Consider the following 24,708-nt stretch of genomic DNA (forward strand, 5'->3'; position numbering starts at 1 on the left):
TCACCCGCGCGGCGACGGCGCGCGCGCCAGCGCCCACACGTCCACCCGCTGCACACCGGCGCGGCGCAGCACGCGGGCGCATTCGGCCAGGGTGGCGCCGGTGGTCATCACGTCGTCGAGGATCGCCACGTGCGCGGGCAGCGCAACGCCTTCGCGCACGGCGAACGCACCGTGCACGTTGCGGCGGCGGGCGATCGCGTCGAGTTCGGTCTGCGCCGCGGTGGAGCGCCGGCGCAGCAGCGCGTCGTGGCACAGCGGCACGCCGGCCGCGCGCGCCAGCGGGCGGGCCAGCTCCAGTGCCTGGTTGTAGCCGCGCCGGCGCAGCCGGCTGCGATGCAGCGGCACGCTCAGCAGCAGCTGCGGCAACCGGATCGGGCACGGTTCGCGCTGCCACAGCATCGACAGCACGCGGCCGGCGGCGAGGTCGGCGCCGAACTTGTAGCGCGACTCCAGCCGATCCAGCGGCCAGCCGTAGCGGAATGGCGCCCATGCCGCATCCCACGGCGGCAGGCGGCGCTGGCACTCGCCGCACAGTGCCGCCGGCGTGGCCAGCGGCAGCGCGCAGCGCGCGCAGCAACTGCGGTTGCGCGGCAGCTCGGCCGCGCAGCTGGCGCACAGGTCGACGCCGTCGGCGCCGGGCGCACCGCACAGCAGACAGCGCAAGGGCAGCACGAAACGCCGCAGCCGCCGCCATGGAGTGAGCAGTGCGTCCATGCGGATGCCCTGCTCAGCGGGCCGGCTTGTACAACGCCGCGTCGAGGATCGACCACAAGTGAACCAGCCAACCGAGCCACACGATCCACAACACGGCCGCCAGCACGAACATGACGATCGCCTTCAGCAATCGTCCCTGCACCAGCTGGCCCAGCCCGGGGATGAAGAAACTGCAGATCGCCGCGAGCACGTTGCCGGTACTGCCTTGCCCTTCGCTCATCCCGCTGCGCTCCCCGATCAGGTGATCCCACTGAGCTGGCGATGGTAGCGGCAGAAATGCATCCGCGTCGCGTCAACCATTCGTGCAAGTATCGAGTTGACACGTTCCGGAGCGGCTTCCACACTCTCGCGATTCTCGTCAGGGAGTTGCCGTTCCATGGCCGACATCGCCATCCGCCACGACTGGAGCCGCGCCGAGGTGGCCGCGCTGTTCGCGCTGCCGTTCAACGAGCTGCTGCATCGCGCGCATACGGTGCACCGCGAGCACCACGACCCGAACGCAGTGCAGGTGTCGACCCTGCTGTCGATCAAGACCGGCGGCTGTCCCGAGGATTGCGCCTACTGCCCGCAGGCGGCGCGCTACGACACCGGCGTGGCCGCGCAGAAGCTGATGGACATCGACGCCGTGCTGGAACGCGCCCGCGCCGCCAAGGCCGCCGGCGCCAGCCGTTTCTGCATGGGCGCGGCCTGGCGCGGCCCGAAGGACCGCGACATTCCGAAAGTCGCCGCGATCGTGCGCGCGGTGAAGGAGCTGGGCCTGGAAACCTGCGCCACCCTGGGCCTGCTCGGCGACGGCCATGCACAGGCATTGAAGGACGCCGGCCTCGACTACTACAACCACAACATCGACACCGCGCCGGAGTTCTACGGCGAGATCATCCACACCCGCGAATACCGCAACCGCCTGGAAACCCTGGAGCAGGTGCGCGACGCCGGCCTGAAGACCTGCTGCGGCGGCATCGTCGGCATGGGCGAGACGCGCGAGCAGCGCGCCGGCCTGCTGCAGGCGCTGGCCAACCTGCCCGAACACCCGCAATCGGTGCCGATCAACCGGCTGGTGCCGGTGCCCGGCACGCCGCTGGGCGACGCCGAGCCGCTCGACCCGTTCGAATTCGTGCGCGTGATCGCGGTGGCACGCATCCTGATGCCGTTGTCGATCGTGCGCCTGTCCGCCGGCCGCCAGCAGATGGACGATGCGGTGCAGGCACTGTGCTTCTTCGCCGGCGCCGGCTCGATCTTCTACGGCGAGAAACTGCTGACCACCGGCAACCCGGACGTGGAGGCGGACCGCGCGCTGTTCCGCCGGCTCGACCTGCATCCGCTGGAAGTCGTCGAGCAGGCCGGCACGGCGCACGCCGACATCCTCGAAAGCGGCACTGCCGGCTGCGGACAAGGCTGTGGCTGCAGTGCGGCGGCCTGACCTGCTCGAACGCATGGCCGTCCAGACGGCCGAACGTTCCCGCACCAACCTGTTGCGCCGGCTGCGCACGATCGACCACGCCGACGGCCCGTGGCTGGAAAGCGGCAGCCAGCGCCTGCTGTCGTTCTGCAGCAACGACTACCTCGGCCTGGCGCAGCACCCGCAGCTGATCGACGCGCTCACCCGCGCGGCGCGCGAGGAAGGCGTGGGCAGCACGTCGGCGCACCTGATCTGCGGCCACCGCACCGCGCACGCGGAACTGGAAGAGGCGCTGGCCGCCTGGACCGGACGCGAGCGCGCGCTGCTGTTCTCCACCGGCTACATGGCCAACCTCGGCGTGCTGCAGGCGCTGCTGGCGCGCGGCGCCCCCGGATCGAGTCCGGAGCAGGCGTTGTGCGTTCAGGACAAGCTCAACCATGCCTGCCTGCTCGATGGCGCCAGGCTCAGCGGCGCCGAACTGAAGCGTTACCCGCACGCCGACGTGGCCGCCGCGGCGCGCCAGCTGGCGGCGCATCCCACTGCGGCCGCGCTGCTGGCCACTGACGGCGTGTTCAGCATGGACGGCGACGTCGCGCCGCTGCGCGAGCTGGCGCAGCTGTGCGCACGCGAACGCGCCACCTTCATGGTCGACGACGCGCACGGCCTCGGCGTGTTCGGCGCGCACGGCGCCGGCAGCCTCAGCGCCGCGAACCTGGGCCAGGACGACGTGCCGCTGCTGATGGCCACGCTGGGCAAGGCGCTCGGCTGCAGCGGCGCCTTCGTCGCCGGCCCGGCCGCGCTGATCGACGGGCTGGTGCAGTTCGCGCGCCCGTACATCTACACCACCGCGATGCCGCCGGCGCTGGCCGCCGCCGCGCTCGAGGCGGTGCAATTGGCGCAGTCCGAAGGATGGCGGCGCGAAAAGCTCGCCGCGCTGATCACCCGCTTCCGCCGCGGTGCCGCCGAACTCGGCCTGCCGCTGGCGGCGTCGGCCAGCGCGATCCAGCCGTTGCTGCTGGGCAGCGCCGACGCCGCGCTGGCCGCAGCGCAGGCACTCGAACGACAAGGCCTGCTGGTGACCGCGATCCGCCCGCCGACCGTGCCCTCCGGCCAGGCACGGCTGCGCATCACGCTGTCGGCGGCGCACGAGGAAGCCCACGTCGACCGGCTGCTGGGCGCGCTGGAAACACTGCGTCCGACCGCACCGCGCAAGGCTCCCTCGGGCGACCACGTATAATCGCCGCCTGCTCTGCCGATTCCCCCGCATGTCGATCGTCAACATCTCCGCCTACAAGTTCATCAGCCTGGACGACCTGCCCGCGCTGCGCGAGCGGCTGTCCGCGCGTTGCGAAGCGCTGGCGCTGAAAGGCACGATCCTGCTCGCGCCGGAAGGCATCAACCTGTTCCTCGCCGGCAGCCGGTCTCAGATCGACGGCTTCATGGCCACGCTGCACGGCGACCCGCGCTTCGCCGATGTCGCGCCGAAGGAGTCGTTGTCCGACGCGGTGCCGTTCGGCCGCCTGCGCGTGCGCCTGAAGCGCGAGATCATCACCATGCGCCTGCCCGCGATCCGCCCCGAAGGCGGCCGCGCGCCGGCGGTGGATGCCGCCACCCTGCAACGCTGGCTGGACCAGGGCCACGACGACGATGGCCGCGAAGTGCTGCTGCTGGACACGCGCAACGACTACGAGACCGATGCCGGCAAGTTCCCGCAGGCGGTCGACTATCGCCTCGCCAGCTTCACCGGTTTCCCCGCCGCGATCGCCGCCGACCGCGCACGCTACGCGGGCAAGACCGTCGTTTCGTACTGCACCGGCGGCATCCGCTGCGAGAAGGCCGCGCTGCACATGCAGGAGCTCGGCATGCAGCACGTCTACCAGCTCGACGGCGGCATCCTGAAGTACCTCGAACAGACCGACGGCGCGCATTGGCAAGGCGACTGCTTCGTGTTCGACGGGCGTGGCGCGGTGGACAAACGACTGCTGCCCGCGCAGGACGCCGGCGTATGAGCCTGTACGTCGACCGGCGCGGCCGCGGCCCGCTGCCGCTGGTGCTGCTGCACGGCTGGGCCATGCACGGCGGCGTGCTGGCGCCGCTGGTCGAGGCGCTGGAAGACCAGTGCACGATGTACGTGGTCGACCTGCCCGGCCACGGCCGCTCGCGCGACTGCCGGCTGCCGCTGGAACCGCGCGCCTGCGCCGCGGCGATCGCCAAGGTCACGCCGCCGGCGCTCTGGCTGGGCTGGTCGCTGGGCGGCACCATCGCGCTGACCGCCGCGCTGGAGCTGCCGCGACAGGTGCGCGGGCTGGCGATGCTGTGCGCCACGCCGAAGTTCGTGCGCGACGCCGGCTGGCCGCACGGCGCCGACGGCCCGCTGGTGCACCAGCTGGCCAGCGACCTCGAAACCGACTACCACGCCACCATCGAACGCTTTCTGGCGCTGGAGGCAATGGGCAGCGCCGACCCGCGCGGCGAACTGCGCCACCTGCGCGAGCTGGTGTTCGCCCGCGGCGAGCCCGACCTGCGCGTGCTGCGGGAAGGCATCCGCATCCTGGAAACCAGCGACCGCCGCGCCGGCCTGCCCGACCTCGCCGTGCCCAGCGCCTGGATCAGCGGCCGCCGCGACCGGCTGGTGCCGCCGCAGGCGATGCAATGGTCGGCCAGCCAATGCGGCGGCAGCTACGACGAAATCCAGCAAGCCGGCCACGCGCCGTTCTTCGGCCACGCCGACGCGGTGGCGCAGGCGCTGCAGCCGCTGCTGGCGCCCACCCAACTTGAGCAGGCGCGATGAGCGACTTCCAACTCGACCCCAAACAGGTGCGCCGCCACTTCGGCCGTGCCGCCACCAGCTACGAAAAGCACGACGCGCTGCAGCGCGAGGTGGGCGATGCCCTGCTCGAACGACTGGGCTTCTATCTGGAAACCCCGCAGCGCGTGGTCGACGTCGGCGCCGGTACCGGCCGCGGCACCGCGCTGCTGAAGCAGCGCTACCCCAAGGCCGAGGTGATCGCGCTCGACCTGGCGCTGCCGATGCTGCGCGCGGCGAAACAGCACAACAGCTGGCTGAAGCCGTTCATGCGCGTGTGCGCCGAAGCCACCCACCTGCCGCTGGCCGACCACAGCGTCGACGTGCTGTATTCCAACCTGTGCTTCCAGTGGGTCGACGACCTGCCCGCGCTGTTCGGCGAATGCATGCGCGTGCTGAAGCCCGGCGGCTTCATGGCGTTCTCCAGTTTCGGCCCGGACACCTTGAAGGAATTGCGCGCAGCCTGGGCCGAGGCCGACCAGCAACCGCACGTGGGCCGCTTCCTCGACATGCACGACGTCGGCGACGCGATGCTCAACGCCGGCCTGCGCGACCCCGTGCTGGACGTGTTCCGCTACACCCTGACCTACAGCGAACCGCGCAAGCTGCTGGAAGAACTGCAAGGCCTCGGCGCCACCAACGCCGACCGCGCACGCGCACGCGGCCTCACCGGCAAAGGGCGCTACCGGCGCATGCTGGCCGCCTACGAAGCCATGCGCATGGACGGACGCATCCCGGCCAGCTGGGAAGTGGTCAGCGCGCACGCCTGGGGCCCGCCGGTCGGCCAGCCGCGCCGCGTGCCCGGCGGCGAAATCGCCAGCTTCTCGATCGACTCGCTGCGCGGCTCGCGGCGGCGCTGAGCACGCCGACAGGGTGCAGTCAGCGTCCCGGCGTATAGGACGCGGGCAACATCACGGTGCGGCTGATGTAGTCGTCGCTGGCCAGCACGCGGTCCAGCCGGGTGTTCACGCCGACCATGTGCTGGACCTGTTTCGAGACGTGCGGTTTGGGCTTGGCGGTGAGCATGTCGTACACCCGGTCGCTGGCCGCATCGGCAACCTTGTCCATGACCATGCCTGCCCCGACCTTGGTGACGATTTCCGCTGCCATCGGGGCCGCCACCAGCCTGGTCGCGAGCGGCATGGCGAGCTTTTCCAGCCGGTCGCCCAGCGGGAGGGCCGACACGCCGAGGCCGACGACCGTGGAAGTCAGCGACTTGCCCAGGCTGTCGCCCTTGGCCACGCCAACGGCGAAAGTCGAGAACGCATTCAGCGGCGTGGTGATCATCAGCAGCACCGGCTTGCTGATCGCGGCGCCGCCGGGAGTGAGCTTGGGCATGATCGGGATGGCGCTGACCATGAAGGTCGCGGTGGCCTGCAGCAGGCCGGCGCCGATGCTGCCCGCGTCGCTCCAGGAAGTGCCCTTCGACAGCACCGAATCCTCATACGCAGCCAGTCCCTTCAGGCCCGAGCCCATCGCGGTGACACCGAGGCCGCCCGCGGCCGACATGGAAAGCCAGCCGCCGGTGCCGGCCGCCGTCGCAGCGCCGGCAGCGCCGACACCGGCCGCCCCCGCGGCCGCTCCCGCCGTCGCAACCGATGCGGCAACCAGCAACACCGCCGCCGCGCCGTCGCGTACATACCTCGACACGGTCGCCGCGCCGCCGAAGAAGCTGACGTGGTTCTCGATGCTGCTGGCGTTGTCGCGTGCCACCCGGCGTTTCGTCTCGGCGAGCCTGCCGGTGTACAGGTCCAGTTCGTCTTTCATCTGTACCAGCTGGTTGAAGACGCTCACCCCATCCTGCAGCGATGCTCGGGTGAGCAAGTCGTAGGTTTGTTCGGCGCGATGGACCTTTTCCGCATGGAAGTTGCCGAAGTCGATCTCGACGTTGTTGATGTGCGGGCCCATCGAGTACCAGGGCGTCTTCTCGGGCACTACATGGGCCCGCTCGTCCATGAGCTGCGCGTAGGCATACTGCTGGCACAGCAGCCACAGCCCCTCCTGCTGCAGGAACCACTCCTGCCGGCGGGCATCGGCGAATTTCATCCAGGTCATGGCGGACGGCTCCCTTGCGAACGGCCCGCACCGCCACCCGGCGGGCGTCGATGCAGTCGGTGGCCATGCTAGGCAACGGCTGCGCCGGCCGTCACGTCACGAAACGTTACGCAGCCTCACGAAACCTCACATGCCGCCTCGCCCGCTTTGCGAAGGCCCAGCCGGCTGCGGGCAAGCCATGTGGCGTCGAGGCCGCGGTGCGATCTCCGGAACGAAAAGGCTCCGTGCGAATGCACGGAGCCGGAGGACCGAGAGGCTTCACGCAGGCCTCAAAACCGATGCGAGGCCATGGGATGCTTCTTCAGAAACTGTATTTCAGCGACGCACCCGCGCCGTAATCCGGACTGCCGTCGGCGAAGCCGGCGAGGGCGTAGGCCTGCACGCGCAGGCTGTCGTTGAACTTGTGGTTCCAGTAGCCGGCGATCTCGCTCTGCGCGGCACCGGTGTCGGCGATCCGCTCGCGATAGTAATAGTAGGCGCCGATGTTGTTGCTGGAATCGAGCTTGTAGTCGGCGCCGATGTTCGCGTTGAAGCCGTTCTTCAGCTGGATGTACTGCGAGCTGCCGTACTTCATCCAGCCCACGCCGCCGAATGCGGTCCAGGCGCCGCTGACCTTGTAGGTATCCAGCGAGAGGCCGTAGTCGTTCTTGCCGGTACCCAGACCCTTGTTCTCGTCGGCGGTGCCGAATTTCACCTTGCCGGTGAGATCCAGGCCGAACGTGCGGTCGGCACTCCCGAACAGCTCGTAGCCGGCCGACGCCGTGACGTCGCCCAGGCCTGAGGCGGAACCGCTGGTAGTGGTTGGCGTGGGAGTTGCCCCACCGTTGCCATGGCCGCGCCCCTTCGGGTTGCCGTTCTTCACCTTGCCCACGCCGGGAATCACGTCGCCCGCGCCGCTGATGTTGATGTACGGCACGGTGAGCTTGAACGTCCAGCGATCGGTCTGGTACGCCGCCGCCACCGGTACCGACCAGATGTCGGTGGTGGTGTCGGTGCCGTACTTGCCGCTGCTGTAATCGGCACCCGCCGAAAGGCTGAACCGGCCGTTGTCCGTCGTGGCGGCGTGGGCCGCCGGCGCACCGATCAGCAGCATTCCGCCGACGATCATCCAGTGTTGTGGGTTGCGCATGAAAGGTTTCCTTGCTTAAAAGAGGATGGCAGCAGGCCCGGCATCACACCGGGCCTGCTGGGACTACCGCATGGGATGAAACCGGACTCAGCCGCCCGGGCGACCCGCATGGTCGGGATGGTCGGGGCGTTCGGGACGCTCGGGACGATCCGGCCGGCTCGGACGATCAGGGCGATCGACCTTGGCCACATGCTCGGGCTTGCTTGGACGATCGACGCCATGCGCCTTCGCCAGCTCGACTTTTTCCACATGAACATGCGCATGTCCGTTAGCGGCGGCGCTGCCGACGGCCTTCGGCGAGCGCATCACGTCGCCCAGCTTGAAACCGTCGGCCTTGGCAATCTGTCCCCAGCCCTCGCCGGCGGCGCGCTGGGTCAGCACGCCGTTCAGATCGATGCTGGTGCCGTCGGCGAGAACCAGCGTACCGCCGTTCAGCGCGGCGGCCAGTTCGGCAGCGGTCGGGTCGGTGATACCGCTCTTGGCGAGAGACGCCTCGGCCAGCGACAGCGCGATCTTCACGTTGCCGTAGCCCATCTTGCCTGTGGCAGGCGTGAACGTGGTGCTCGTCGTGGTCGTGGTGCCATCGGCATTCGTGGTCACGTCGTCAAGCGTGATCGCGGTGCCGTCGCGCAGCCCGGTGACCAGCGCCTGTGAATTGGTATCCGAACCGGCGAACTCGGCGAACTCGGTGCTCAGCCGGGTCGACTCGTGATTGGTGGTGCTGGCGGAAACGGACGTATCGGATGGCGTGGCGGTCTGCGCCATCACCGGTGCGACGGACAGTGCACCGAGTACCGCGATGCAAATCAGCGTGGACTTGAAATGCTGGGATTTCATGGGATGGCTCCGAAGGATGCAACGATGGCGGAATGCCTGGCGAGACGACGCGACGTGTTTCTTCCATGCCCCCTGTGTCCATTCACATGCAGCGACGTCTCCGCGCGCATCTTTGCGCTACGCATGAACGGCACACAAGCGGCGACGACGCGTCCGTTCAGCATGCATTTCACGCGCTGAACGATGGCCACCCTTGTTTCGCTCGATTGTGTGAACGGCTCGACATTTGCGGCACTTCGCCGCCCCGCAGGCGCAAATCGAAACTTCTTGCTCCGCTGTCTGCCTAGCGCTGCTCGCCGTACCGGAAACAACCGACGAGGTGATCGTTGACCATGCCGGTCGCCTGCAGCAGCGAATAGCAGATGGTGGTGCCGACGAAACGGAAGCCACGTTTCTTCAGCGCCTTGCTCATGCGGTCGGACAATGCCGTGCTGGCCGGCACCTCGCCCTGGCTGCGCCAGTGGTTGCGCAGCGGCTTGCCGTCGACGAACGACCACAGATAGACGTCCAGACTGCCGAACTCCGCAATCACGTCGAGAGCGGCGATGGCGTTGTCGCGGGCGGCGGAAACCTTCAGCCGGTTGCGGATGATGCCCGGGTCGCGCAGCAGCTTTTCCAGTTCGCGGCCGGTCATGGCGGCGACGCGGGAGATATCGAACTGGTGGAAGGCCTTGCGGTAGTTGTCGCGCTTGGCCAGCACGGTGCGCCAGGACAGGCCGGCCTGGGCGCCTTCGAGGCACAGGAACTCGAACAGCGCGCGGTCGTCGTGCAGCGGCACGCCCCATTCGGTGTCGTGGTAGTCGCGCATCAGCGGGTCGCCGTTGGCGGCCCAGTGGCAACGTGATGGTTCGGCGGTCTTGGTCATGATGGCGGATGGTCGTACGGTGCCGCACAACGTAACCGACCCCGCTAGACTTGTCGCCCCGTCCTGCTCCGGTTTCCCATGTCGCCCTCGCCATCACGCGGCGCGCTGTCCGCGCTGCTCGCCACCATCCTTATCTGGGCCTACAGCTGGGTGGTGATGAAACAGGTGCTGGCGTATGCCGGGCCGTTCCACTTCGCCGCGTTGCGCTACCTGCTCGGCGCCGCCGTGCTGTTCGCCGCGCTGCTGCTGTCGCGGCAATCGCTGCGGCCGCCGCCGTTGCTGCCCACGCTGCTGATCGGCCTGTGCCAGACCGCCGCGTTCCAGGGGCTGGAGCAATGGGCGCTGATCGACGGCGGCGCCGGCCACGTCGCGCTGCTCGCCTACACCATGCCGTTCTGGGCAGTGCTGCTGGCGTGGCTGCTGCTGGGCGACCGCCCGACTGCGCGGCACTGGCTGGGGCTGGCGCTGGCGGCACTTGGGCTTCTGTGCATCATCGAGCCGTGGCACGACATGGGCAGCATCGTGAGCACCACGCTGGCGATCGCCGGCGGCGCCGCCTGGGCGGCCGGTACCGTGCTCAGCAAGCGCATGTTCCTGCGGCATGCGCCCTCGGTGCTCAACCTCACCGCGTGGCAGATGCTGCTGGGCGGCATGGCGCTCGGCCTCCTCGCGCTGGCGCTGCCGGAGCGTGCGATCGAATGGAACTGGGCCTTCATCGGCGGGCTGACCTACAGCGTGCTGCTGGCCTCCAGCCTGGCCTGGTGGCTGTGGTCGATCGTGCTGCAGCGGCTGCCAACCACGGTGGCCAGCGTGTCCAGCCTCGGCGTGCCGATCGTCAGCGTGCTGCTGGCCTGGCTGATCCTGCACGAGCAGCCGTCGGCGATGGAACTGGTCGGCATCGTGTTCGTGCTGCTCGGCCTGCTCGCCGTGAGCGGCGTCGGCGCGCGGCGCCGCCAGGGGACACCCTGAACTATTCAGCGCCCGGCCCGCGCGGCGGCGATATGATGAATCGCTGACGGATTCGCCGAGGCGTCGATGTTCGACCTGTCCCAGTGGTGGGCCCACCTGGTCGGCTGGCTGAGCGGCCACGCCGTCGTGCCGCTGCTGGATGCGCTGCACCTGGACGGATTGAGCGGCAACCCCGACGACATCGCCGCCGCCCTGCTGATCGCCGCGCTGCAGGTGGGCATCATCGGGCTGGTCTTCCGCCCGCTGGAAACCTGGTTCCCCGCCGAGCGGTGGAACGACCGCCGGCTGACCCGGGTCGACCGCAACTACACGCTGCTGATGCTGCTGGGCATCTTCCCGCTGTTCACCTACCTGGTGCTCACCCCGTTCAGCCACCTGTTCGGCGGTGGCGGCGATGCCGTCGATGCCGGCACCGGTTCGGCGCTGGCGCTGACGCACTGGGTGCCGTGGTTCGACCAGCATCCCTACGCGCTGTTTGCCGTCTACTACGTGATCTACGACTTCACGTACTACTGGATGCACCGCACCCAGCACGCGATCCCGTGGTGGTGGGCGCTGCACAGCATGCACCACAGCACGCGCCAGATGAGCTGCTGGACCAACGACCGCGGCAGCCTGGTCGACGGCTTCATCCAGTCGATGATCCTCGCCACGGTGGGCCTGGCGATCGGCGTGGACCCGGACGAGTTCGCCTGGCTGATGCTGATCGGCGAACTGGTGCAGAACTTCTCGCACACGAACGTGCGGCTGGGCTTCGGCCGCGTGTTCGACCGCATCTTCGTCGCCCCGGCATTCCACCGCCTGCACCACATGCTGGTCGATCCCGGGCGGCCGACGCTGCACCACTGCAATTACGGCCAGGTCCTCTCGGCCTGGGACGTGCTGTTCGGCACGGCGCTGTACGGCGAACCGCCGCGGCCGACCGGCGTGGGCGACCCTATCGTCGACGCCGACAACAACTACGGCCTGGTCGGATTGCACTGGGCTGCGCTGAAACGCTTCTGGGTCGCCGTGCGCCAGCCCGCCGGCTGGCGGCCGGGCGAAGTGGCCTTCGGCGCGGATTACACGCCGATCCCGGTCGGCCAGCTGGATCTGCACGCCTTCGCCCGCCATGCGCCCGCCGCCGCCCCCGACGCCGACGCACCGGCCGGCGACAACGCCATGGCGGAATCCGCGCCGGGCTGATCCGCCCGCAGGCTCACCAGGGCAGCGCCTGCAGATCCACGTTGCCGCCGGTGAGCACCACGCCGACGCGCCGGCCGGCGAAGCGCTGCGGCTGCTTGAGGATCGCCGCCAGCACGGTGGCGCTGGACACTTCCACCACCTGCTTCAGCTCCGACCACAGCAGCTGCATCGCGGCGATGGTCTCCGCGTCGCTGACCGTGATCACGTCGACGCGATGCGTGCGCAGCGCATCGAGGTTGCGCTCGCCGACCAGCGCGCGCAGGCCGTCGCAGACCGTGTCGGGCACCACCGTGGTGACCCGCGTGCCGTGCGCCAGCGATTGCGCCGCGTCGTCGGCGCCGAGCGGTTCGGCGCCGAACAGGTTCAATGCCGGGTTGATCGCGTGCGCGGCGATCGCCACGCCGCTAGCCAGGCCGCCGCCGCCGACCGGGGTGATCAGCGCATCCAGCCCGGGCGCCTGCTGCAGAAGTTCCAGCGCCAGCGTGCCCTGCCCGGCCATCACCCGGGTGTCGGCATACGGGTGCACCAGTTCCGCGCCGGTGGCGCGCTGCACCTCGGCGCACATCGCCTCGCGCGCGGCCTGGGTCGGCGCGCAGCGATGCAGGATCGCGCCGGCGCGTTCGATCGCCTCGAGCTTGGCGCGCACAGCGCCTTCCGGCACCACCACGTGCGCGGCGATGCCGCGGGTGGCGGCGGCCAGCGCCAGCGCGTTGCCGTGGTTGCCGGAGGAATGCGTGACCACGCCATGCGCGGCCTGTTCGTCGCTGAGCGACCACACCGCGTTGCAGGCGCCGCGGAACTTGAACGCGCCGCCGCGCTGCAGATGTTCGGCCTTGAAGTGCAGCTCGGCACCGGCCAGCGCATCCAGCGCCGCGCTGCGCAACACCGGGGTCACCCGCGCGTGCGGCGCGATGCGCGCGGCGGCGTCGCGGACCTGTTCGAAGCTGGGCAATGCATTCATCACGATTCGATCTCCACACCACAACGAAAACGGCGTTCGGCACCGGGCTCCAGGCGCACCGCCTCGGCACACTCGGGCCGGTTGAACGCGTCGGCCATGCACTCCATCGGCTCCAGCGCGACCGCACGACGCGCATCGCGGCTTGCCGTGTCGGCAGTGAACGCGTGCATCACGCCGCGCTCCTGCCACACCGCGATGCCGAATCCGCTGGCCGGATCGCGCAGGCGGGTGCGGATGCGGCCATCGGCGTCCGCCTCCAGGTCGGTATAGCCCTGGTCGAGGATGCTGTCGCCGATCCGCCGCGGCTCGCGGAAATCCAGCGCCGGCGCATCGTCCAGCGGTACGTAGGCCTCGGCGCCAGCCAGCGCGATCAGGTCGGCGCCGGTGCGGATCAGGGTCTGTGCGGGAATCTGCAGCTGCCAGCCATCGACCTCGCCCGCGGCCACGCGGAAATACGGATGCCAGCCGAAGAAGCACGGCGCGGCGCTGTCGCCGACGTTGCGCATGCACGCTTCCAGGCCGAGGCCGCCGTCATCCAGGGTGTACGTCACGGCAAGGTCGATCGCGTGCGGATAACCAGGCTGCGGCCGGATCGCGGACGTGGCCAGGGTGACCCGTGCGCCGCTGTCGTCGGCGCTCAAGGCGGCAACGTCGAAATCCGCGTCGCGCACGAAGCCATGCCGGCTGGCGCGCGCGGCGCCGGCGACGCCGGGCTGCAAGTCCTGCGCCTGGCCGTCGAAGCGGTAACGCGCATCGGCGATCCGCCCGGCGAACGGCACCATGATCGCGAAGCGCGAACCGGCACGAGCGGCCACTTCGGCCGCATCGCGATAGCCATCGGCGAGGTCGCGCGCGGCGCCGGCGAAGTTCACCTCGAAGCCGAGCAGGACCGCGCCGTGCCGCGCGATGCGGACACGCCGACTGCCGTCGACATCGGCCAGCACCACGATGTCCTGCCCACCGAGGCGGCTGCGCCCGGCGGCATATCGCGTCGCATTCACGGGGGTTCTCCTGCCGTTGAAAACACCCCATGTTAACCTGAGCAGTCCCCATCCCCGTCGCCGTTCTCCCATGCACGCACTCCCGCAGCAGCCTTCAACGTCGATCCGCCTCAGCGACTACCGCGCGCCCGCCTGGCGGGTCGAGACGGTCGAGCTGGATTTCGATCTCGGCATCGATGCCAGCGAACTGTCCGCGCGCCTGCGGCTGCGGCGTGACCCCGCGCAGGACGCGCCGCTGCGGCTGGACGGCGAGAACCTGCAGCTGCTGTCGATCGTGCTGGACGGCCGGCAGTTGCCCGCCACCGCGTACCGCTACGCCGGCAACGTGCTGGAGGTCGACGGCGCCCGCGACGGCAGCGTGCTGGAAACCCGCGTGCGGCTGCGCCCGGCCGCGAACACCGCGCTGGAAGGCCTGTACCTGTCCGGTTCGCGCGAGGCCGGCTTCCTGCTGACCCAGTGCGAGGCCGAGGGTTTTCGCCACATCACCTTCTTCCCCGACCGACCCGACGTGCTGTCCAGCTACACGGTCACCTTGCGTGCCGACCGCGCGCGCTTTCCGGTGCTGCTGGCCGGCGGCAACCCGGACGGCGCCGGCGAGCTGGAAGGCGGCCGGCACTGGGCGCGCTTCGTCGATCCGCATCCGAAACCGAGCTATTTGTTCGCCCTGGTCGCCGGCCGGCTGGAAAAGATCGAGCGCGACTACGTCACCGCCGACGGCCGCGCGGTGCAGCTGAAGATCTGGGCCGAGGCCGACGCGATCGACCGCTGCCACTACGCGATGGACGCGCTGGAACGTTCGATGCGCTGGGACGAGCAGGCCTACGGCCGCAACTACGACCTCGACGTGTTCCACGTCGTCGCCACCCACGACTTCAACATGGGCGCGATGGAGAACAAGGGCCTCAACATCTTCAACGCGAAGTGCCTGCTGGCCGAGCCGGACTCCACCACCGACGAGGAATACCGCCACGTCGAGGCGGTGGTCGCGCACGAGTACTTCCACAACTGGAGCGGCAACCGCGTCACCTGCCGCGACTGGTTCCAGCTGTCGCTGAAGGAAGGGCTGACCGTGTTCCGCGAGCAGAGCTTCTCGGCCGACATGAACTCGGCGCCGCTGAAGCGCATCGAGGACGTCGCCCTGCTGCGTCGCGCGCAGTTCCCCGAGGACGCCGGCCCGCTGGCGCATCCGGTGCGCCCGGCGCAATACAGCGAGATCAACAACTTCTACACCGCCACGGTGTACGAGAAAGGCGCCGAGCTGGTGCGCATGCTGGCCGGCGCGCTGGGCCGGGACGGTTTCCGCCGCGGCATGGACCGTTATTTCGAGCGCAACGACGGCCGCGCCGCCACGCTGGAGGATTTCCTCGCCGCACTGGGCGAGGCCAACGGCACCGACCTTACGCCCTACCTTGCCTGGTACGCCCAGGCCGGCACGCCGCGGCTGAAGGCGCACGGCCATTACGACGCGGCCCGGCACGAATACACGCTGACCCTGGCCCAGCACATTCCGGGCGGCCACGGCGCGGAACCCCGGCCACCGCTGCCGATCCCGGTCAAGCTGGCGCTGTTTACCCGCCAGGGCGACATGCTGCCGCTGCATATGGACGGCCAGACGTCCAAAACAGGCAACGAACTCGTGGTGGTCCTGGCCCAGGCCGAGCAGAACTTCGTTTTCACCCATGTCGCTACCGCACCGGTGCCCTCGCTGCTGCGCGGGTTCTCCGCGCCGGTGATCCTGGAATGCGACTACACGCCGGACGAGCTGGCGTTGCTGCTGGCCCACGACGTCGACGGCTTCAACCGCTGGGAGGCCGGCCAGCAACTCGCCGCGCGCGCCTACGAGGACTTGCGCGACGGCACCTCCGCCATCGCCCTGCAAGCTTGGTGCGACGCACTGGCCAGGCTGTTCGACAACACCGCGATCGACGACGCACTGCTGGCCGACCTGCTGACGCCGCCGGGCGAGGTCGAACTGGCCGAGCGCGAAAGCGCGATCGATCCGCAGCGCATCCACAGCCTGCGCCAGACCCTGCAGCAGCGGCTGGCGGAACGGCTGGGCGCCACCGCCTTGCGCCAACGTTACGCGACGCTGGTTGCGCACGCCACGATCGAACTCGATGCGCTCAGCCAGGCACGTCGCCGGCTCAAGCGCCGCGTGCTGGAACTGCTGGCGTTGCTCGACCACGACGGCGCCTGCGAACTGGCGGCCGGGCAGTACCGCGATGCGCCCGGCATGACCGACCGTCTCGCCGCGCTGGCCGTGCTGGTACGCAACGACGCCGCGCAAGCTGCCGCGGCATTGCGCGACTACCGCGAACGTCACGCCGACAATGCGCTGGCGCTGGACAAGTGGTTCGCGGTGCAGGCACAGCTGCCGGGCGAGCCCGCGCTGGATCGCGTGCGTGCGCTGGAGCACGATGCCGCGTTCACGCTGAAGAACCCGAACCGGGTGCAGTCGCTGCTGGGCGCGTTCGTGCGCAACAACCCCAGCGGTTTCCACCGCCTCGACGGCGCCGGCTACCGGCTGCTGGCCGAACGGCTGGTGGCGCTGGATGCGTTGAACCCGCAAGTCGCGGCGCGTCTGGCCACGGCATTCAACGGCTGGCAGCGGCTGGAACCGCAGCGGCGCGAGGCCGCGCGTGCGGCGATCGTGGAACTGGCCGGACATCGCGGGCTTTCCCGCAACCTGGCCGAAATCATCGGCAGCGTGCTGAACCACTGACCGGACGCGGCGACATCGAGCCTGTTCCGCGCAGTCGCCCCGGTGTACGTGGCGGTGCCACCACGCACACGGGCGGGGTATTTCATTCAGACGGCCAGATGATCGAGTGCATCGAGCAGACTCTGCATGCGCGACTCCAGGTTCGGCTGCAGCGTCTCGCGCTCGCTGTCTTCGCGCTCGCTCAAGCCGTCGATGGCCATCTCGACCTGGCCGAGTTCGATCAGCAGGTCGTGGTGCGGATAAACCGGTTGGAAATCGAAGCTCATGTCCATGACGCATCCCTCTCGTGATCGGTAACGGAGGAGATGCAACCCCCATGCCAATATGTGATGCCAATCACGGTGGGTTCACGCCTCTCATCACACGACTGACGCTGCACGTCATCAGCTGCCGCGGTCGGACACAAAATCCCTTTTCAGTCACCCCATGTTCACGCGTTTGCGGTGAATATCGACCTGCGTTTTACGGCAGCAGCCGCTGCTCGCGCCAGATGATTTCCGGTTTCTGGCGTCCGGCAATACGGTCATCCTGGATTCCCCCTGTTCCTGAGACCGCCGGACGCCAGATCTATCAGCACAAGGCCCCGCGGCCGCCAAGCCGCGGGGCCTTGTCTTTGCAGGCTCCGGCGGACTTTCCTGGCGCACAAAAGGCGACGGCACCCCGAGAGGTGCCGTCTTGCTTCCTTTCCTGGTACGCGATCGAACCCCTGTCCGTCCGATCTCGGCGCGCGTGGTCGCGCAGCGTCTGCCCCTGAAAGTGCTGGTTTTTGGAAGCAGGAAGCATGCCAGCCCATCCGATCGGCTTGCAAGGCGTTGATGGCGTTACCATGGCGCCCCGTTTCGTCACATTCTGCACGCTCAGGTCAGTTCGATGCGCCACCCGACCCACTACGACGTCATCGTGATCGGCGGCGGCCACGCCGGCACCGAGGCCGCGCTGGCCGCCGCGCGCGCCGGTGCGCGCACGCTGCTGCTCAGCCACAACATCGAAACGATCGGCCAGATGAGCTGCAACCCCGCCATCGGCGGCATCGGCAAGGGCCACCTGGTCAAGGAGATCGACGCGCTGGGCGGCGCGATGGCGCACGCCGCCGATCGCGCCGGCATCCAGTGGCGCACGCTGAACGCGTCGAAGGGTCCGGCCGTGCGCGCCACCCGCTGCCAGGCCGACCGCGCGCTGTACAAGGCGGCGATCCGCCGCATGGTGGAAAGCCAGCCGAACCTCGAGCTGTTCCAGCAGGCGGTGGACGACCTGGTCATCGAGCACGGCCGCGTCACCGGCGTGGTCACCCAGATGGGCTTGTCGTTCGGCGCCCGCTCGGTGGTGCTCACCGCCGGCACCTTCCTCGCCGGCAAGATCCACATCGGCCAGGCGCAATACGCCGGCGGCCGTGCCGGCGATCCGCCGGCCAGCACGCTGGCGGCGAAGCTGCGCGAGTTGCCGGTCGCCGCCGACCGCCTGAAGACCGGCACGCCGCCGCGCATCGACCTGCGCAGCATCGACTTCAACGGCCTGGAAGAGCAGCCCGGCGACGCGCCGGCGCCGGTGTTCTCCTACCTCGGCTCGCGCGACGAGCACCCGCGCCAGGTCAGCTGCTGGATCACCCATACGTCCGAGCGCACACACGAGATCATCCGCGGCGCGCTGGACCGCTCGCCGCTGTACACCGGCCAGATCGAGGGCATCGGCCCGCGCTACTGCCCGTCGATCGAGGACAAGGTGGTGCGCTTCGCCGAGAAGCCGTCGCACCAGATCTTCATCGAGCCGGAAGGACTGGACACGTTCGAGATCTACCCGAACGGCATCTCCACCTCGCTGCCGTACGACGTGCAGCTGGCGCTGGTGCATTCGATTCCCGGTTTCGAGCGCGCCCACATCACCCGCCCCGGCTACGCGATCGAATACGACTATTTCGATCCGCGCGGACTCCACCCGTGGCTGGAGACGAAGGCGATCCCCGGCCTGTACTTCGCCGGCCAGATCAACGGCACCACCGGCTACGAGGAAGCTGCCGCGCAGGGCCTGATCGCCGGCCTCAACGCCGCGCTGTCGGTACAGGACAAGGCGCCGTGGTACCCGCGCCGCGACGAGGCGTACATCGGCGTGCTGATCGACGACCTCACCAGCAACGGCACCATCGAGCCGTACCGCATGTTCACCTCGCGCGCCGAATACCGGCTGCACCTGCGCGAGGACAATGCCGACCTGCGCCTCACCGAGAAGGGTTTCGAACTCGGCGTGGTGCCGCAGGCGCGCTTCGACGCACTGCGCGCCAAGCGCGAGGCGGTCGAGCGCGAGCTGCAGCGCCTCGGCGCGCTGTGGGTGACCCCGGCGAACGCGCGCGGCGCGGCGGTCGAGCGCCAGCTTGGCATCGCGGTCAGCCGCGAGACCAGCGCCATCGACCTGCTGCGCCGGCCCGAACTCGATTACGCCACGCTCGCCGCCGTGCCCGAACTGGGGCCGCCGGTGCAGCACGACGACGTCGCCGCGCAAGTCGAGGTGCAGGTGAAGTACGCCGGCTATCTCGAACGCCAGCGCGAGGAGATCGAACGCCAGCGCCGTCACGAGCACCTGGCGATTCCCGACGGCTTCGACTACGACAAGGTGCGCGGGCTGTCCGCCGAAGTGCTGCTGAAACTGAAGCGCACGCTGCCGGCCACGGTCGGCCAGGCCGCGCGCGTCAGCGGCGTCACCCCGGCGGCGATCTCGCTGCTGCTGGTGCACCTGAAACGCCGCGACGCCGCCTGACCCGCCCGCGCGGCAACATGGCATCATGCGCACCTTGACCAAGACGGGAGCGCAAGCATGGAGATCTGGATCGGCCGCGACGGCGAACGGCATGGCCCTTACAAGGAAGACGATGTGCGCCAGTGGCTGCGCAGCGGCCAGGTAAGCCCGCAGGATCTGGCCTGGTACGAGGGCCTTGCCGATTGGCAGCCGCTGTCGGTGCTGTTTCCCGACATGACCGCCGCGCCGCCACCCGCCGCCGCCAATCCCTACGCCGCACCGGCCGCCCCCTTGCTGCCGCAGACCACCGCCGCGGCGCTGGAAGACCACGCCGGTTTCTGGAAGCGCGTGGCCGCCTACATCCTCGACGCGATCGTGCTGTACATCCCGCAGATGCTGATCGAGAAGATGTTCGGCGGTGACGCCGCCAAGGAGGCGCTGAAGCAGGCCAGCCTCGACGCCATCGGCAACCCCGACGCCATGATGGCTGCCAACATGCACTACTACTCCACGATGTGGCCGGCGATGCTGCTCATCGTGGTGATGGGCGTGCTGTACTTCGCCGTGTGCGAAAGCTCGGCCTGGCAAGGCACGCTGGGCAAGCTGGCGCTGGGCATCCGGGTCACCGACCTGCAGGGCAAGCGGATCAGCTTTCCGCGCGCGCTGGGCCGCTACTTCGCCAAGATCCTCAGCGCCATCATCCTGGGCATCGGCTTCCTGATGGTCGCCTGGACCCAGCGCAAGCAGGGCCTGCACGACATGATCTGCGACACCCTGGTGCTGAACGGCCGCGCCAGCGAGTTCAAGCCCACGCAGGCATCGCCCGGCAACCGCAACTCGTTCAGCGCCTGATCCGGCGTTGATTTCCGCCACGGCGCCGCGGTCGATCCGCGGCGCCGTTCTCGTTTGCGCGACGGCGTGCCCGCGGCCGCTTGTTATCATCGACAGCTTGAACCTCTTCACCCGGCGCCACGCGCCGTCGCAAGGAATCGAAAGCCACCCATGCCCAGCATCGAACAACGCATCGCCAACGACATCGCCGCCAGGACCGAACAGGTGCAGGCGGCCGTGGACCTGCTCGACGGCGGCGCCACCGTGCCGTTCATCGCGCGCTACCGCAAGGAAGTCACCGGCGGCCTCGACGACACCCAACTGCGCCTGCTGGAGGAGCGCCTGCGCTACCTGCGCGAGCTGGAAGAACGCCGCGCGGCGATCCTCGCCAGCGTCGAGGAACAGGGCAAGCTCAGCGATGCCTTGAAGGCCGACCTGCTGGCCGCCGACACCAAGGCGCGGCTGGAGGACCTGTACCTGCCGTTCAAGCCGAAGCGCCGCACCAAGGCGCAGATCGCCCGCGAGGCCGGCCTGGAGCCGCTGGCGCTGGGCCTGCGCGACGATCCCACGCTGACGCCGGAAGCGTTTGCCGAAGCGTTCGTCGATGCGGACAAGGGCATCGCCGACGTGCGCGCCGCGCTGGACGGCGCGCGCGCGATCCTGATGGAGTCGATCGCCGAGGACGCCCACCTGGTCGGCGAGCTGCGCGACTGGCTGTGGTCGCAGGGCCAGATCCGCGCGAAGGTGGTCGAAGGCAAGGAGAACGAAGGCGCCAAGTTCCGCGACTATTTCGACCACGTCGAACCGATCGCGAAGATCCCGTCGCACCGCCTGCTGGCGCTGATGCGCGCGCGCAACGAGGGCGTGATCGAACTGGAGCTCGCTCCTGCCGCCGACAGCGAGCAGGGCCACGCCGAGGGCGAGGGCCGCGTCGCGGCGCATGCGAACATCCACAACCGCGGCCGCGCCGCCGACGCCTGGCTGCGCGAGACGGTGCGCCTGACCTGGCGCGTGAAGCTGCACCTGCACCTCACCCTCGACCTGTTCGGCCGCGTGCGCGAAGGCGCCGAGGACGAGGCGATCCGCGTGTTCGGCGACAACCTGAAGGATCTGATGCTGGCCGCGCCGGCCGGCGCGAAAACCGTGATGGGGCTCGATCCCGGCATCCGCACCGGCTGCAAGGTCGCGGTGGTCGACGCCACCGGCAAGCTGCTCGCCACCGACACGATCTACCCGCTGGAGCCGCGCCGGCAGTGGAACGAATCGCTGGTTTCCCTCGCCCGGCTGTGCAAGCAGCACAACGTGAACCTGATCGCGATCGGCAACGGCACCGGCTCGCGCGAGACCGACAAGCTGGCCGCCGAGCTGATCAAGAAGCTGGCCGACGCAAAGCTGTCGAAGATCGTGGTGAGCGAGGCCGGCGCCTCGGTGTATTCCGCCTCCGAACTCGCCGCGAAGGAGTTCCCGGAACTCGACGTGAGCCTGCGCGGCGCCGTCTCGATCGCGCGCCGGCTGCAGGATCCGCTGGCCGAGCTGGTGAAGATCGAGCCGAAGGCGATCGGCGTGGGCCAGTACCAGCACGACGTCAACCAGATCAAGCTGGCGCGCGCTCTCGATGCTCGTGTCGAGGACTGCGTCAACGCGGTCGGCGTGGACGTGAACACCGCCTCGGCCGCGCTGCTCTCGCGCGTGGCCGGGCTGTCGCCGTCGGTGGCCGAGAACGTGGTGAGGCACCGCGACGCGAACGGCCCGTTCCCGAACCGCAAGGCGCTGCTGAAGGTGCCGCGCCTGGGCGACAAGGCGTTCGAACAATGCGCCGGCTTCCTGCGCGTACCGAACGGCGACAACCCGCTGGACGCCAGCGCGGTGCATCCGGAAGCGTACCCGGTGGTCGAACGGATCATCGCGCAATGCGGCCGCGAGGTGCGCAACATCATCGGCGACAGCGGCTTCCTGCGCAGCCTCAAGCCCGAGCAGTTCACCGACGACAAGTTCGGCGTGCCGACCGTGCGCGACATCCTGAAGGAACTGGAAAAGCCCGGCCGCGATCCGCGCCCGGAATTCGTCGCGCCGAGCTTCGCCGAAGGCGTCGAGGACGTGAAGGACCTCAAGCCCGGCATGATCCTGGAAGGCCGCGTCACCAACGTGGCCGCGTTCGGCGCGTTCGTCGACATCGGCGTGCACCAGGACGGCCTGGTGCACGTCTCGGCGCTGTCGCACACCTTCGTGAAAGACCCGCGCGACGCGGTGAAGGCCGGCGACATCGTCAAGGTCAAGGTGATGGAAGTCGACCTGCCGCGCCAGCGCATCGGCCTCAGCATGCGCCTAGACGACGAGCCCGGGCAGGCGCGCAACAACCGTTCCGCGACCGGCAACGAACCGGCGGCACGCGGCGGTAGCCGTGACAGTCGCGGCTCCCGCCCCGGCGGCAACCACCCACCCAAACCCGCCCCTGCACCCGCCAACAACGCGTTTGCCGACGCGCTGGCACGCGCACGCCAGCGCTGATATATCGGCCATACGGGCGCACCATGCAGTGCAGCATGCGGTTCCGTATGGAATGGATTAACGTCACGAAGACATAACAAAAGTTACCTGACCAGGAGTGCCACCCATGCCGCGTACACGCTATCTTGCCGGCGCCATTACCGCCGCCCTGCTGTTCAGCGCCAGTGCCAGCGCCACCGATTTCAGCAACGTCATCGTCTTCGGCGACAGCCTCAGCGACGGCGGCAACATTTCGCTGGCCACCGCGCCCGGCATCCAGCCGCCGCTGCGCTTCACCACCAACCCCGGCACCACCGCGGCGGAGAACGTGGCGGCGGGCCTCGGCTTCACGCTGGCCCCGTCGGTTGCCGGCGGTACTGACTTCGCCTGGGGCGGCGCCGGCTTCGTCAACAACGTGGCCGCCGTACCGACCATTCCGCAGCAGTTGCAGATGTACCTGGGCGCGAACGGCGGCAAGGCCGACTCCCGCGCCCTGTACCAGGTCTGGGGCGGCGCGAACGACATCTTCTACCTGAGCGGCACGCTGACCGACCCGAACGCGATCGCCGCCGGCGCCGTCAACGCGGCGCAGACCGAACTCGGCGTGCTCGGCGGGCTGCAGGCCGCCGGTGCCCGCTACGTGGTGGTGTACAACCTTCCCGACCTCGGCAAGACCCCTTCGGCAGCCGCCGGCGGCGCCGCGGCCCAGGCCGGAGCCAGCCAGCTCGCCGTGCTCTACAACGGCGTGCTCAGCAGCGGCCTCGGCCAGCTCAGCAACAACGGCCTGAACATCATCCCGGCAAATACCTACGCGCTGCTCAACGAGGTGATCGCCAACCCGTCAGCCTACGGTTTCAGCAACGTCACCGCCCCGGCCTGCGGCGCCGGCTCCAGCTCGGTGCAGTGCGGCCCGCAGGGCTCGGGCCTGCCGTACACTTATGCGCCGGGCACCAACGACACCTACCTGTTCGCCGACGGCGTGCACCCGACCACCGCCGCCCACGCGATGCTCAGCCAGTACGTGCTGTCGGTGATCCACGCGCCGGAACAGATTTCGCTGCTTGGCGAAGCGCCGCTGGCGGCCAGCACCGTGCAGAACCGCGTGATGCGTGACCAGATGCTGACCGAGGGCAAGGATGGCGATACCCGTGCCTTCGTCAACATCGACTACGGCCAGCAACGCTTCGACGCCAGCGACAGCTCCCCGCGCACCACCAGCGACAATTTCAACTTCACCCTGGGCGCAAACTTCTTCGCCGGCGAGCACGTCACGGCCGGCGTGGCGCTAGGCGTCGGCCAGCACAATGCCGATTTTTCCGGTGGCGGCGGCTACAAGCTGCAGGACATCAGCGGCCTGGGTTATCTCGGCTACCGCAACGGCGGCGGCTACGTGGGCGGCTACGTCAACTTCGGTCAGTCCAACTTCAAGGACATCGAACGTCGCATGAGCATCGGCACCATGCAGCGTACCGAAACCGGCAAGGCCGACGGCTCGCATCTGGGCGGCGGGCTGACCGGCGGATGGTGGTTCGATCTCGCCGACAAGCTGCAGACCGGGCCATTCGCCACCGTCGACTGGCAGACCGTGAAGATCAGCGGCTACAGCGAGAGCGGCAGCGACAGCAGCGCGATGTGGTTCGGCCGGCAGCAGCGCGACTCGCTGCTGTCCACGCTGGGCTGGCGCCTGCGCGGCCAGTGGCAGGTCAACAACCTGCTGATGTCGCCGTATGTCGAACTAGGCTGGAACCATGACAGCAGGGCCGACCAACGCATGGTCAGCGCCGGCCTCACCAGCATGAATGGCACCTTCGCCCTGCCCGGCTTCAGCCCGGACAAGAGCTGGGGCACCGCCTCACTGGGCCTGTCCGCCCAGCTCACCCCGAGCGTGCAAAGCTGGATCGGCTACAGCGGCCGCTTCAGCGACAACAGCCAGAAGTACAACAGCGTCAATATGGGGGTACGGATCACCCTCTGATCCGGCAAGCCCGTGGCTCGGCCTCTGGGCCGAGCCGTAAAAAAA

At 69.0% G+C, this 24,708-nt stretch carries 21 protein-coding genes; 12 read left to right on the forward strand and 9 right to left on the reverse strand.

What is annotated here, in order from left to right:
* Positions 1 to 714 (reverse strand): ComF family protein, encoded by a 714-nt coding sequence (locus KK131_RS07620; RefSeq protein ID WP_214556062.1) that lies wholly within the window; start codon positions 712 to 714, stop codon positions 1 to 3.
* Positions 715 to 727: 13 nt separating this feature from the next.
* Positions 728 to 934 carry a hypothetical protein gene (locus KK131_RS07625; protein WP_214556063.1) on the reverse strand — a complete coding sequence of 69 codons (207 nt, stop codon included), beginning with the start codon at positions 932 to 934 and terminating at the stop codon, positions 728 to 730.
* A 156-nt stretch (positions 935 to 1,090) separates the two neighbouring features.
* Here KK131_RS07625 and bioB point away from each other — a divergent pair, with 156 nt between their 5' ends.
* Genes bioB through bioC form a run of 5 tightly spaced genes read left to right on the forward strand, consistent with a single transcriptional unit; the run spans position 1,091 to position 5,779 of the window.
* The gene (bioB, locus tag KK131_RS07630) at positions 1,091 to 2,134 is read left to right on the forward strand and encodes a biotin synthase BioB (protein WP_214556064.1); all 1,044 of its coding nucleotides are present in this window, start codon (positions 1,091 to 1,093) and stop codon (positions 2,132 to 2,134) included.
* Positions 2,121 to 3,350 carry an 8-amino-7-oxononanoate synthase gene (bioF, locus tag KK131_RS07635; RefSeq protein WP_214556065.1) on the forward strand — a complete coding sequence of 410 codons (1,230 nt, stop codon included), beginning with the start codon at positions 2,121 to 2,123 and terminating at the stop codon, positions 3,348 to 3,350. Before bioB ends, bioF begins: the two co-directional genes overlap by 14 nt.
* A gap of 28 nt (positions 3,351 to 3,378) precedes the next feature.
* Positions 3,379 to 4,122 carry a sulfurtransferase gene (locus KK131_RS07640; RefSeq protein ID WP_214556066.1) on the forward strand — a complete coding sequence of 248 codons (744 nt, stop codon included), beginning with the start codon at positions 3,379 to 3,381 and terminating at the stop codon, positions 4,120 to 4,122.
* Entirely contained in the window at positions 4,119 to 4,904 is a 786-nt protein-coding gene (gene bioH, locus KK131_RS07645) for a pimeloyl-ACP methyl ester esterase BioH (RefSeq protein ID WP_214556067.1), read from the forward strand. The genes KK131_RS07640 and bioH overlap by 4 nt, the downstream gene beginning before the upstream one ends.
* Positions 4,901 to 5,779, forward strand: coding sequence for a malonyl-ACP O-methyltransferase BioC (gene bioC, locus KK131_RS07650; protein WP_214556068.1), 879 nt, complete (start codon positions 4,901 to 4,903; stop codon positions 5,777 to 5,779). Before bioH ends, bioC begins: the two co-directional genes overlap by 4 nt.
* A 19-nt stretch (positions 5,780 to 5,798) precedes the next feature.
* Here bioC and KK131_RS07655 read toward each other — a convergent pair whose 3' ends face one another.
* The 4 genes from KK131_RS07655 to KK131_RS07670 all read right to left on the reverse strand — a co-directional run bounded on the left by KK131_RS07655 (position 5,799) and on the right by KK131_RS07670 (position 9,805).
* The gene (locus tag KK131_RS07655) at positions 5,799 to 6,974 is read right to left on the reverse strand and encodes a hypothetical protein (RefSeq protein WP_214556069.1); all 1,176 of its coding nucleotides are present in this window, start codon (positions 6,972 to 6,974) and stop codon (positions 5,799 to 5,801) included.
* A 301-nt stretch (positions 6,975 to 7,275) separates the two neighbouring features.
* Complete coding sequence (locus tag KK131_RS07660; RefSeq protein ID WP_214556070.1) at positions 7,276 to 8,103, reverse strand: transporter; 828 nt, start codon at positions 8,101 to 8,103, stop codon at positions 7,276 to 7,278.
* An 87-nt stretch (positions 8,104 to 8,190) separates the two neighbouring features.
* Entirely contained in the window at positions 8,191 to 8,940 is a 750-nt protein-coding gene (locus KK131_RS07665; protein WP_214556071.1) for a hypothetical protein, read from the reverse strand.
* Positions 8,941 to 9,223: 283 nt separating this feature from the next.
* Positions 9,224 to 9,805: a DNA-3-methyladenine glycosylase I gene (locus KK131_RS07670; protein ID WP_214556072.1), complete on the reverse strand. Its 582-nt coding sequence runs from the start codon at positions 9,803 to 9,805 to the stop codon at positions 9,224 to 9,226.
* A gap of 78 nt (positions 9,806 to 9,883) precedes the next feature.
* Between KK131_RS07670 and KK131_RS07675 the strand changes: the two genes are divergently transcribed.
* Complete coding sequence (locus KK131_RS07675) at positions 9,884 to 10,774, forward strand: DMT family transporter (RefSeq protein ID WP_214556073.1); 891 nt, start codon at positions 9,884 to 9,886, stop codon at positions 10,772 to 10,774.
* Positions 10,775 to 10,840: 66 nt separating this feature from the next.
* Complete coding sequence (locus KK131_RS07680) at positions 10,841 to 11,959, forward strand: sterol desaturase family protein (RefSeq protein WP_214556074.1); 1,119 nt, start codon at positions 10,841 to 10,843, stop codon at positions 11,957 to 11,959.
* 13 nt (positions 11,960 to 11,972) lie between these two features.
* Here KK131_RS07680 and KK131_RS07685 read toward each other — a convergent pair whose 3' ends face one another.
* Together KK131_RS07685 and KK131_RS07690 are read right to left on the reverse strand one after the other, a co-directional pair.
* Positions 11,973 to 12,920, reverse strand: coding sequence for a pyridoxal-phosphate dependent enzyme (locus KK131_RS07685; protein WP_214556075.1), 948 nt, complete (start codon positions 12,918 to 12,920; stop codon positions 11,973 to 11,975).
* Complete coding sequence (locus KK131_RS07690) at positions 12,920 to 13,921, reverse strand: aldose epimerase (protein WP_345777202.1); 1,002 nt, start codon at positions 13,919 to 13,921, stop codon at positions 12,920 to 12,922. Before KK131_RS07690 ends, KK131_RS07685 begins: the two co-directional genes overlap by 1 nt.
* Positions 13,922 to 13,991: 70 nt before the next feature.
* Between KK131_RS07690 and pepN the strand changes: the two genes are divergently transcribed.
* Positions 13,992 to 16,643, forward strand: a complete 2,652-nt coding sequence (gene pepN, locus KK131_RS07695; protein ID WP_214556077.1) for an aminopeptidase N — start codon at positions 13,992 to 13,994, stop codon at positions 16,641 to 16,643.
* Between the two features lie 86 nt (positions 16,644 to 16,729).
* Here the strand turns inward: pepN and KK131_RS07700 are convergent, their stop codons facing one another.
* Positions 16,730 to 16,915: a hypothetical protein gene (locus tag KK131_RS07700; RefSeq protein ID WP_214556078.1), complete on the reverse strand. Its 186-nt coding sequence runs from the start codon at positions 16,913 to 16,915 to the stop codon at positions 16,730 to 16,732.
* 598 nt (positions 16,916 to 17,513) lie between these two features.
* On the opposite strand from KK131_RS07700, the gene mnmG reads away from it, so the two are divergent.
* The 4 genes from mnmG to KK131_RS07720 all read left to right on the forward strand — a co-directional run bounded on the left by mnmG (position 17,514) and on the right by KK131_RS07720 (position 24,663).
* Positions 17,514 to 19,391: a tRNA uridine-5-carboxymethylaminomethyl(34) synthesis enzyme MnmG gene (mnmG, locus tag KK131_RS07705; protein WP_214556079.1), complete on the forward strand. Its 1,878-nt coding sequence runs from the start codon at positions 17,514 to 17,516 to the stop codon at positions 19,389 to 19,391.
* A 57-nt stretch (positions 19,392 to 19,448) separates the two neighbouring features.
* Entirely contained in the window at positions 19,449 to 20,222 is a 774-nt protein-coding gene (locus KK131_RS07710; protein ID WP_214556080.1) for an RDD family protein, read from the forward strand.
* 150 nt (positions 20,223 to 20,372) lie between these two features.
* A complete protein-coding gene (locus KK131_RS07715; protein WP_214556081.1) occupies positions 20,373 to 22,709 on the forward strand; it encodes a Tex family protein in 2,337 nt (778 codons plus the stop codon).
* A 106-nt stretch (positions 22,710 to 22,815) separates the two neighbouring features.
* The gene (locus tag KK131_RS07720; RefSeq protein WP_214556082.1) at positions 22,816 to 24,663 is read left to right on the forward strand and encodes an autotransporter domain-containing protein; all 1,848 of its coding nucleotides are present in this window, start codon (positions 22,816 to 22,818) and stop codon (positions 24,661 to 24,663) included.
* The last annotated feature ends 45 nt before the right edge of the window (positions 24,664 to 24,708 follow it).

The sequence above is a fragment of the Rhodanobacter sp. LX-99 genome (assembly GCF_018599185.1).
Lineage (GTDB): Bacteria > Pseudomonadota > Gammaproteobacteria > Xanthomonadales > Rhodanobacteraceae > Rhodanobacter.